At 55.2% G+C, this 10889-nt stretch carries 8 protein-coding genes and 1 pseudogene; 3 read left to right on the top strand and 6 right to left on the bottom strand.

Annotated features, from left to right (window positions below):
* Both radC and NA619_RS04000 read left to right on the top strand, forming a co-directional pair.
* Complete coding sequence (radC, locus tag NA619_RS04005; protein ID WP_158187352.1) at window positions 1-498, top strand: RadC family protein; 498 nt, start codon at window positions 1-3, stop codon at window positions 496-498.
* Between the two features lie 9 nt (window positions 499-507).
* Window positions 508-690 carry a hypothetical protein gene (locus NA619_RS04000; RefSeq protein ID WP_125863951.1) on the top strand — a complete coding sequence of 61 codons (183 nt, stop codon included), beginning with the start codon at window positions 508-510 and terminating at the stop codon, window positions 688-690.
* A gap of 115 nt (window positions 691-805) precedes the next feature.
* Here the strand turns inward: NA619_RS04000 and NA619_RS03995 are convergent, their stop codons facing one another.
* From NA619_RS03995 to NA619_RS03985, 3 genes are read right to left on the bottom strand one after another with little or no spacing between them, the layout of a single operon-like run.
* A complete protein-coding gene (locus tag NA619_RS03995) occupies window positions 806-2092 on the bottom strand; it encodes a GIY-YIG nuclease family protein (RefSeq protein ID WP_125863952.1) in 1287 nt (428 codons plus the stop codon).
* An 11-nt stretch (window positions 2093-2103) separates the two neighbouring features.
* Window positions 2104-4188 (bottom strand): DEAD/DEAH box helicase, encoded by a 2085-nt coding sequence (locus NA619_RS03990; RefSeq protein ID WP_125863953.1) that lies wholly within the window; start codon window positions 4186-4188, stop codon window positions 2104-2106.
* Between the two features lie 15 nt (window positions 4189-4203).
* On the bottom strand, window positions 4204-6984 hold the full coding sequence (locus NA619_RS03985) for a DNA methyltransferase (RefSeq protein ID WP_199270109.1): 2781 nt from the start codon (window positions 6982-6984) through the stop codon (window positions 4204-4206).
* 149 nt (window positions 6985-7133) lie between these two features.
* Between NA619_RS03985 and NA619_RS03980 the strand changes: the two are divergent.
* Window positions 7134-7778, top strand: a pseudogene (locus NA619_RS03980) (DUF4113 domain-containing protein); the annotation flags it as partial.
* Between the two features lie 13 nt (window positions 7779-7791).
* Here NA619_RS03980 and NA619_RS03975 read toward each other — a convergent pair.
* From NA619_RS03975 to NA619_RS03965, 3 genes are all read right to left on the bottom strand, one after another.
* Window positions 7792-8763, bottom strand: a complete 972-nt coding sequence (locus NA619_RS03975; RefSeq protein WP_158187351.1) for an inovirus-type Gp2 protein — start codon at window positions 8761-8763, stop codon at window positions 7792-7794.
* Window positions 8764-9081: 318 nt separating this feature from the next.
* Complete coding sequence (locus NA619_RS03970) at window positions 9082-9312, bottom strand: helix-turn-helix transcriptional regulator (RefSeq protein WP_158187350.1); 231 nt, start codon at window positions 9310-9312, stop codon at window positions 9082-9084.
* A 66-nt stretch (window positions 9313-9378) separates the two neighbouring features.
* Complete coding sequence (locus NA619_RS03965) at window positions 9379-10680, bottom strand: hypothetical protein (RefSeq protein WP_158187349.1); 1302 nt, start codon at window positions 10678-10680, stop codon at window positions 9379-9381.
* Between the last annotated feature and the right edge of the window lie 209 nt (window positions 10681-10889).

Raw genomic sequence — 10889 nt, 5'->3', positions numbered from 1 at the left:
ATGCGCCTGCACAAGCTGAAAGCCAGTGACACGACAGGCACCTACCTGGTCGATTCGCCGGTGACGGAAAACGACATCCTGCTGATGGCCAAGCAACTGGCCAGTCTGCGCCTGCGCAAGGGACGCGCCCTGACGTCGCCTAAGGAGGTGTTCAGTCACCTACAGGCGCTGCTGGCTGACTATGAGCATGAGGTATTTGCCCTGCTCATGCTCGACAGCCGCCACCGGGTGATTGCGTTCGAGGAGCTGTTCAGGGGGACTCTCGATGGAGCCAGCGTGTACCCCAGGGAGGTCGTGAAGCTCGCCCTGGAGCACAACGCCGCCGCCTTGATCCTGGTGCACAACCACCCTTCGGGTGACCCTGAGCCCAGCATGGCGGATCGCAACCTCACCACGAAACTGCGGGACGCACTGAATCTCGTCGGTGTGCGCACGCTCGATCACATCGTGGTGGGGAACGAAGGCTGCGTGTCACTGGCAGAGCTGGGCTACCTGTAAGGAGGCGATATGAAGCTACTGCTACGCACGTTCGCAGCCGCGTTCATGTTTGCCGGCATCTTTGCCGGTTGCCTGACGGTGTTGCTTCTGGTGGCCCTGATGCTGCGCTTCCCACCGCTACTGGTCGCCATGGTGCTGGCTTGCTGGCTCCTTAACCGACTACAGCAAGCTGCAGATAAAAAATCTCACTGATAACTCGATGCGCCAGAGAGAGCAGCTTGGATGCCGCTCTCTCTAACTTAGCCATCTAATTATTTTTTGTGCAAACCAGCTTCCGCAGCCTTACACCAACTACGCCTCTGGTGTTTCATGCCCGCTCCCCATTCGCGTCGGTTGATGGGAGGCGTTTTTTTACGATCTTCCCGGTCGTATTGTCCATTCGGTACTGGGTGATGCTGCCGTCAATGATCCGGTTGATAACCTCTCGGGCAACCTCGAGCGACACCGCGAACCATTCGCGGGGGCGGTAATGTTTGCCATCCTTTCCGATCAGTTCCACATTCAAGCGCTGCGCCGCAAGGAAAGCATGCACCAAAGCCTCGAAGCGCTGGGGGTTCATATTGAAACACTCGAAGTCCGTGACCTTCTGAACCGGGCTCTCCAAAAATGCAATATCCCGCTCGGCATTGCGAATCCGCTCATCTACAGTCTGCTCGGTGTAGCCGATCTTGTAGAGATACGGGAACTGCTTCAGCGCGGGATTCTGGCTTAGCGTTTTGACGATGTAGATGCATCCCGTACGACGGTCGCGATGCGTGACTCGAATGTCCTGAAAAGCCTGGGCCAACGCCTCGTCACGATCCTGCAAGATGCGCCGACCGGTCTCGTCCATGTAAAGTGCCCGACCCAACGAACGGCGCAGCATGTTCGACTCGGTACCGTTCTCGAAAATCAGCCGTAGCCGGGCATCCGTATGCTCGCCACGTCCATGCTCTTCACCAACCTCATCCACGAAGCACATGACGCCGTTTAGGATAAACGCCTCACCAGGTGCGACTTGCCAGTTCTCTGCAAAACGGACTGTCTCGGCTTTGCCACTTTTGAGATCCGCATGCAAATCATTGAAGATCGACTTGAAGCGCCAGAAGTCCTCGCAAGGTGTGCGCTGGGCGACCTCATCCGGGACTTCTTTCGTCAGCGGGACATGCTTGAGATCCAGAATGCTGGTGTCACCCAGTTCCAGTAGCCCTAAATCATCCCCTCCCAGGATGTCATCGATGCAGATGACATCCTCTGGAGCCACCGCTGACTGAGGCGGGGGCTCGTCCTTGAGCACACCTTGTGTCAGGGAAAAACCGGACAGCAGTCCGTGCCGGTCGAAGGGCATCAACGCCTCATGATCCTCAGTTCTCTCCAGCGTCGCCGCCAGACGCTTGGCCATTTGACGTTCGGATAGATGGTCGCCATGCGCTAATGGCCGCCGCCCGTGATGATCGATGAACTGATTGATCTCCTCAAAGCGCGACGCCAGCAAATCCCCCTTACCAGGCGAGGCTGCTCGGGGCTTCACGTTGAGCAAGCCATACTCGTCCGACGCGCCAAAAACATCGTCCAGAGAACTATGCACTCGCTGCTTCTTTCCATGCAGGTTCATTCCATTGCCCCTCACACTTCCTGAGCCTGCTGCTGAAGCTTCTCGCGCTTACGCCTCTTGAGATACTCCAACCCTTCGGCATAGCGCGCCTCAATAGGATCATTCGAGGTCAAAGAAGGCTCCCGACCTTTCTCCTGGCGGAACTTCACAATACGTGGCCAGAGAATCACCGCCTCCTCGTCAGTCATGGTGATTCGAGCGCCCGCTACCACATCCTGAATGGTCTTCAGCATCGCCGGCGTAACGGACTTAGACAGGATCTCGTAAGCTCCATGGAACGGGTTAACCTGGTCAATCAGGTCGATGGTGACATTATCGATATTGATGAACCTGTCGCCCATTTTCACAAATTGGCGGCTGCCTTCTGGGGACTTGGGCGGCGGAAGAGGCAGTTTCTGGCCTGCGCCCCCATCAGAGTCTTCCAGCTGGATACCTACACCACCCGCATTGCTGCCAGAAGCATCCTCCTCCCCAATGATCACCGCCCCAGGCGGCAGATCTTTTTCATCGAACAGTCCACCTGAGCTACCAATCATGGCCTTGGTCAGCACGCCAACCCGGACCTGCTCAATCTCATCCGGGGTCAGGTCGGGGTACTTCGTTTCGATGATCTTCGGCAGCTCAACCTCGTTGATTACCTCGGGCTCGACACCACCAATCAGTGACTCGCCAACCTTGGGCTTCTGAAGCAAAGCGGCGACGATGTCATCACTGTCCCCATTAAGAATCTTGATGACCTTATCGGACACCGGGGCGGTAACGTCGTTGATGATGATCGTGCCGGGTTCAACAACTTCGCCATCCTTGAGCTGCGAGCGCGGCTTGAAGTTCACGGTCGGTGCCAGAACCTGCTCCATCAGCAAGGACAGGGTGATCGCCTTGAGCATGTTGTTCACCGACACTTTCACGTCTTCATCTTCGGCGTCCGGCTGGGCGATCAGGTTGGTGAACTGCGCGTGGGTTTTGCCCGGAGAATCACGCGTGGCACGACCGATGATTTGCACCACCTCGGTCATCGAGGCCCTATAGCCGATGGTCAGGACATGCTCACACCAGGGCCAGTCGAAGCCTTCCTTAGCCATGCCCAACGCAATCACAGCATCGAGATCATCGCCAGATGTGACGCCCCGCAGGTACTCCACGACCGAGGCACGAATCGGGCCATCATCAACCAGATTGGCCACTCTCATGAGCGAGCCATCAGAGCGGCGAACAGTGATGATTCCGGTGTTTGGATCTTGTTTGAGCACGGCCCCCATCACATCAAGGATGTGGTCAACTTCCCCGTGCTTGTCCTTGGTGGACTCACCACTGTTGACGTTCGGGATGTGAATGATGGTCTTTTTACGGGTATCCAGAACATCCTTCAGAGCATCGATGTAGCGCCCCTGGTAGAAGTGGTAGCCAAGGCCTAGCGACTTCAGGTAGCGGTAGCCATTCAGCTGTTCGTAGTAGGTGTAGGTCACCTTATCGAACTTTACCTCGTCCTCCGGCAACAGAATCGGCACTGTGTCACCGCGGAAGTAGGAGCCGGTCATCGCTACGATGTGAGCACTGGACTCCTTCATCACGGCATCCAGCAGCGCACCGAGGCGGTTTTCGCCGTCGACCGAAACGTGGTGGAACTCGTCAATGGCGATCAGCGTGTCATTGAAGTCGGCAGGGGTAAGCTGCTCGAAGGCAAAGCGCAGAGTCGCGTGGGTGCACACCAGCGTTTGCTCAGCAGGGTTATCCATGAATCGCTTGAATGCCTGCACCTTGCCAGGCTCACCGCCTGGCACGCACAGGTTGTTGTGCGGCAACACTGACCAGTCAGCAAAGAAACCATCCTTGGTCAGCGCGGTATCCCGGAATGAGGCGCCGATGGACATCTCCGGCACCGCTACGATCACCTTGCGAAGCCCTTGGTTGATCAGCTTGTCGAGGCCCAGGAACATCAAGGCCCGCGATTTCCCGCTGGCCGGTGGTGCCTTGAGCAGCAGGTACTGACTGTTACGGGAGGCGAAGGCCCTGGCCTGCATCTCGCGCATCCCCATCTCATTCAGCGTCGCACTCTTGCCCGTCTGGGCGTACTCAACCTTCAGCAAATCAACCATCGTGGGTGCATCCTTTCAAAGTTGTTCAGCGGTGACCGTCTTGGCTGCGCGCGGTTTACGAAGCTTCTTGGCAGCAGCCTCAGCAGCCTTCTGCTGATTCTCCTGCTCGATCAGCTTCTCATAGCGTGCGAACAGATGCTCTAGCCGCTCAAAAGCATCACGGAACGGCCGAGCACGGTAGAGATGCTCAACGGCAGCATCGAGCGCCTTGTGCGCAGCCTTAAGATCATCGGGCATTAATTCCGGGTCATACAGATTAGCAAGTGACTTATCGGGGTAGTTTTCGCGGGCCATCAGCACATCTTCTGCAAGTAACTCGATCTCCCTGCGCTGGGCATCGGTTACTTCTGGCCAAGGAAAGGTGTTGTAAACCAGAGAGGCTGAGTAACGGTAACGGCTCTCAAGCCGTCCACCAACCACCCTCAGCCAATCCATATGAGTCTCTGATGAAAGCACTCCGAACTCAAAGAGGCCAGCTTCCGGAATCATCAAAACTTGATTGCTGGTGATTACCGATGCGTCCATATACCCAATAGGGGCATAAACTCTTCGCTCAGACGTAACCCTAGGAACAATAAGGTATTGCCCATCTCTAGGCTGCCTAATCTCAGGGAAAAGATGTGGCACCAACGATGCTTTCTCGCGAGTCTCTTTCTTATCGCTGAGGAGTCGCTCTTGCCTTACGGAATCAACTCTATCTTTAACTAGCGGCATATCAAGAATTTCTTCAATTCTCGCATCTCTCAGCCAAAGGCACCATCGATCCTTCGATTTCAAAAACTCATCAGCACCAACAAACCTCCTAATCCACTTGGCAGATTTTGGCTCCAGCCGAATAAGCTCATCCTTCTCAGAGCTATCCATTATAAGTCCGCTGCTCTTTGTATAGTTATTACCATCCATAATCATACTGACATCGCACAGCGCAGCAGATCTAGACAGTACAGGTCCGCAATCAGAGTCAAGGAGGTAAGGATTTATGTTTTTCGCCTTCGACTCCATTAATTCACCAGAAGACTCATCAAATATCTTGAATTCTTTTCTTGAGGAAGAGAGTCCAATTACAACGACATGGACGCCAGCGTTTGACTTTGCGCTATTCTTCCAAACAAATGGTCTGTACGCAAAAGATATAGAAACCCCAATATCTTTTATCGATGGCCACAAAACCCCCACCTGCTCACCCTGAGCAATAGAGTTTGTTGCAACAAAAGAGCACTCACAAATCGTTCCGCAGACAAACTCAGCGGCCTTATAAAACCAGCACGAAACATAATCAAGGCACTTAAAGCCTTTAACCCCACCAAGAATTCTCTCAAGATCATCAGACTGAGCGCTTGTCCTGTCCTTCTTACCAACAAATGGAGGATTTCCACATATATAAACCTCAGCCGGAGATTTATTTTCACCAAACCGCGGACATATCGATTCCCAACTCATGGTCAAGCTATTTCCATGCACGATATTCCCACTCGCTTTCAGCGGCAGCATCGGCTCGGCATGCCCGAACGCCACCTGGAACTCCTGGTGCATCTGGTGCTCGGCCAGCCAAAGAGACAGCAGGGCAATCTCATGCGCGAAATCGTCAATCTCGATGCCGTAGAACTGAGACAGCTGGATACCCGTCATGAAGATGACGTTCTGCTTGCTGACGGCGTTCAGCGCACGGAACACCTCCATCTCGAAGCGGCGCAGCTCCTTGTAAGCGATGATCAAGAAGTTGCCAGAGCCGCAGGCAGGGTCGAATACCTTGATGGACGACACCCGCTCCAGCAGGGCCTGGAGCTTCTTCTCACTGCCACGGGAGCGTTCCAACTCGGCATAAAGCTTGTCGAGGAACAGCGGCTTGATGACCTTCATGATGTTGCTCACGGAGGTGTAGTGCTGCCCCAGCGTGCCGCGCTGATCCTCATCGATCACCGCCTGGAACATCGAGCCGAAGATGTCGGGGTTGATCTGCGACCAGTCCAGGGTGCTGCATTCCAGCAACAGACGGCGCGACTTGGCCCCAAACACCGGGATCGGCGTTTCCTTCTCGAACAGGCCGCCGTTCACATACGGGAAGTCGCTCAGGTGCTTCGGCAGTGACTGCCGCAGGCTGCTGTTGTCCGACTCGTTGAGCACAGCAAACAGCTTGCCCAAGAACTCAGCCAGATCCTCGCCATCCTCGCGGGTCGTCGACTTAATCGCATCTGTGAACTGGTTCTTGGCGAAGATCCCCGTATCTTCAGCAAAGAAACAGAACAGTAGCCGGGTCAGGAACACGTTGAGCGCATGAACCTCTTCAGCAGTGCTGATTTGGTTACGCTCACGAATCAGATCGAACAGCCGCCCCATTTTCTCAGCAGCCTTTACGTCTGCCACGCTTTCCGAATGGGTATAGCTTTTCTCGAGGCCGGCCAGCGGCAGGAAGAAGGTGTACTGCTGATGCAGGTCGGTGAACGGCGTTTCCATGCGCTCATCAGCCTTCACGTCATAGGCCACCAGATCATTGAAGTTGGTAACGATGACGAAGCGGATCTTCTGGGCCTTGATGACATCGCTGTCCTTCAGGCTTTCCGCCGCCTCATGAACATTTTCGCCCGCCGGAATCGCACGGAAATAGAGCTGGCCTTTCAGCGCCACATCACCCGCGACCTTAGCCACGTTGCGAGCACCGCCGTTCCTGACCTGGGTGATGGTGCTCTTGGCAAAGCCATAGGCATCCAGGAAGCCATAAATGAACTCGGCCTGGGCATCCTCACGCTGGGTAAGAGATTGAAGGGTGTCGTAGAGCTGAGTTTGGTTGATCGACATGAAGTCTTCCTTTTATTTATCTGTGGCCAGCCAAAAGCTTTGCCGCCCTAAAGCTTGCAGGGCAGGGCGTGCTCGCCGCTTCCCTGCGAGGTATATGTGATCGATGCCACACCTTAACCGGTTGGATAACTTCGGGCCAGTATCGGTAAGATGCATGGACACTGCGCAAGCGATTCAATGTCGTGGTCGAGAAAACTGTGCGCGAACTGCGCGGTGTGGCGTGCCTGGAGATCGAGAACGAGATCGAACCCAAGCAGGAGATATGCTCAAGCAGATCATTCGGTAAGCGCCTGCGAGAGTTAGCGCCTATCCAAGAGGCCGTCACCAGCTATGCGACGCGCGCTGCTGAAAAGCTCCGCAAGCAGGAGTCGCTCTGCAGGCAGGTGAGGGTCAGTCTGTGCACCGGGATGTTCAATCCAACTGAAGCGAAATATGCCAATGGCGTCCTCTGCCAGCTGCCCTACCCGACCGACGACAGCCGACTGATCGTCAAGGCTGTTCAGGCTGGATTGCAGCAGGTCTTCAGAGAAGGCTTCAGCTACGCCAAGGCTCAAGTGCTGCTCCTGGATCTGTGCCGCAAGAACGAATACACGCCGGATCTGTTTGCCCCTGAACAGCCCGTGAAAACCGAGCGACTGATGAGCACTCTGGACGCGATCAACAATCGCTGGGGACGCGGCACACTGCAGCCAGGACGCATAGCCAAGCCAGTCGAGTGGGCAATGCGCAGAGAGTTGCTTTCCCCCGCCTATACCACTCGCTGGTCTGAGTTAATGGTCGCAAAAGCCAAGTAGCCTTCGCATTCACTTATCCGCGACGAGCACGGCTCAGAGCCCCCTTACGCAGGCAACGCGCCCCTGCAGGCTTCAAGCGCAGGTGCTGATCGTCCTTGACTAGGTATTTCATGGCGTAGTGCGTATGGGGCCGTCTCGACTGATCGTCCCTCTGGATCTGGCCAATGCCTAGCTTGTCGCCGTACTGATCCTTGTCGTGATTGCAGCTATGGGCATAGCCCTGACCACGAGTGACCGCCTCCCACAGCTCGCTGATCTCAATCGCCTTCCAGACATCCCGGCACACCTGGTTGCCATTGAAGAAGTAGGCTGCATGGATGTGGTATCCCCTACCATCATTCCGATCCCCTTGCTCCACTGAGTACGTGTAGCCGATCAGGTGCTCGAAAGTCAGGTGACGGCTGTGCTCGTAGATCAGATCATCCAGGTGATCAAAGACTCGCTCGACTCGAAGTCTGGCCTGAGCTTCAGGTCGGTAATACAGATCCAGTCTGATGACCGTTGTGCGGGAGTACAGGCTCATCACAGCATCCGTGTACGCCTCCATTTCCCTCGCCTGCTGCTTGGCCAGCTCTCGTCGATCCCCTGGCCTGCGTCGATACCGTTGCTGACGAGTCAACTCACGGATCCGCTCGGTCAGGACGTTCATGCTCTGCTGATGACTTAGCCAGTAGGTACCCGTCTCACTCATGCAAATAGGGCCATTGGGTGAGCGCTGAAGGCCGATGTCGTCACAGGCCTCCCGGAACGCTAACAGGTGCTCGCTGTAGTCGTATGGCACACGATCATCGAACAGGTTGTACATCTGCTGGACGTTGGTGAAGTACCGGGAGAGTCTGGTCTGCTCGACCTGCTCATAGCCTGACCGTTTGTGCGTGATCCGATATGCGGGTGTATCGCTGCGCTCGATAGCCTGGACGAGTGATTCGATCTGCAGGGCTATGTCGGACTGTGAGAGGTGGGTGTTGTGCTTGCGGTTGTTCATGGCTGAGTACCTGATTGGTTGTTGGTGCATACCAGGTACGTGGTCTGTTTCTTTTTACTGGTCTTCTTTCCCTCTGGTGTAGTCAGTGATGATGGGTAGTGATGGATAGTAAGAGTTGGTAGTTAATAGCTATATCAATAGATGCAGCCCTGCCCATAACCGACCGTCCCGACCAGGCCGGGCAATGGGGAGCAACATTGCCGAGCCTGTCGAGAGATTTGCCGCATTGAGCTTTGGGAGAGTTAGCTGAGAGCCCAAAGCTGTTCGAGTCGGCATAAGCGCCATGACCAGCCGAAGCCGATCATGGCGCTGCTGGCGCTAGCTGGCCATGCTCAGATGGCCGATGGGGCGTGCGGAGGCTCCCTCAGCCAGATCGCGCTCCTCGATCTTGGCCAGGATCCAGTCGTGCACCTCGCTATCGACCCAGCCGACGCAGCGGTCGCCCAACGATACAGGCTTCGGGAAGGTGCCTTCGCCGATGTACTTGTACAGGGTCGACCGAGACAGGCCGGTCGAGTCGATGACTTCTTTCAGACGGATGATTCGCATGAGCAGGCTCCTCTGTGGCTCAGAGGATCTGCAGGGGCAGTAAAAAATCACCTGCCCTAGCTTGGCCTAGGGCACCTTGGTCTTGGTCAAGAGCGCCAGCCTATAGCGCAGCTCCAAACCCAACGCCTCCTCTCCCACATACGGGTCAGACCTCCCTCCGCGCACGTCCCATACCCAAAGGCATGTATTACTGGCTTTGGGCGCTGGATAGACAATCAGCGACACGACGCTCCAGCTATCCCCTGCATCAGGTGCAGGTATGAGCCTCACCAGCTGTGGCCTGTATTCTGGCCATACGCTCATACGGCGCAGCCCTTTGTAGATGCTTTCGGCCCATCGACACGCCTCAGCATGCAAGCTTTCCTTAAAGTCACTCCATCGGTCAGGCTCGCTCGATCTAGGGCTAACCGTCAGTGGCTCGACTGACTTACCGCCAACGCTTTCGAAGCCTGCAGCCTTCAGATCGGCAATATCGCACTTAGGATCAGACCAGAGAGCCGTCAGCAGCTGTGACGCATGACTTGCCAGCCTGTGATAAAGCATCTCTTTAACCTGATTATCCACCCCTGCTAACTGCACCGTCGAAGGCAGCGCAGCTTCGACCAGGCTGTACTTTTGCGGCCCTTTAAATGCATACACCACCAAGCCCCGATCCTGCTTCCCCTGCCTCACTGGAAGCTGGGGGTGGTCGAGGTTCAGGTAGTAGATGCTCATAGTCTTCGAGCCAACCAAGACCCCATTCGACACCCCCGGCACATAGCTTCGAAGAAAGCCCAAGCTCAATAGACGAATCAATTGGTGCTTGATCGACGAGGAGTCGAGCCCCGTCATTTCTCTCAGCTTACGCCCGCTAAGCTCCGCCACCACACCGCACTGATCGGCCTCACTGATAAGAGCCGCCAATAAAATTCGGGTTGCAGCGCCCAGCCGTCCCTTAGCCCCCGGGGCAGCAGGCCGACCATCTTTGCGGATAGCTGGACGGGATGATTTTTCCTTCTGAGCTATCGATGTCGACGTAGCCCCCAGCCCAGTCGCATAGATATTCGGCTCAAGAAAAAGGCGAACGATGAGCTCGTGGTGGGCAAGATCCCTGTCCACTTCGCAAAGCACTCGGCGCACGTACTCCGAGGCTACGTAACCGACACCTGGGCGCCCAAGACCACCGTGCTGCTTATTTTCTATCAGAAGCCCAGCCCTGATCAGCTCCCTCGACGCATCTCTAGCGAACCTCTCCGTCAAGCAGAGCTCCTTCGCTACCGACTTGATCTCATAAGGCGCACCCAGCCAGTCAGGCTTTCTGAGCATCAAAGCCTGAAGAAAAAATCTTGATTCAGCATTGACATCTATTAGTGACGACAGAGCTATCATGCGCAAATAGGCCCGGGTAAACACAGATTTGAAGTGATTTTATACCTATAAAATCAGTATCTACAATTCATGTAACGAATACGTTAACAATCCATTTAACACATCCATTAACAGTTCACTATTAACATCCTCTAACGAGGCAGTTAACATTGCCGTTAACAAGATGCAATTAGCTGAGCATCCACCGCGCAGCGGCACCGCTCAGCAAC

Source organism: Stutzerimonas stutzeri (assembly GCF_024448895.1).
GTDB lineage: Bacteria > Pseudomonadota > Gammaproteobacteria > Pseudomonadales > Pseudomonadaceae > Stutzerimonas > Stutzerimonas stutzeri_Q.
The sequence above is the reverse complement of the archived record's forward strand: the minus strand, read 5'-3'. Positions and strand labels throughout refer to the sequence as shown.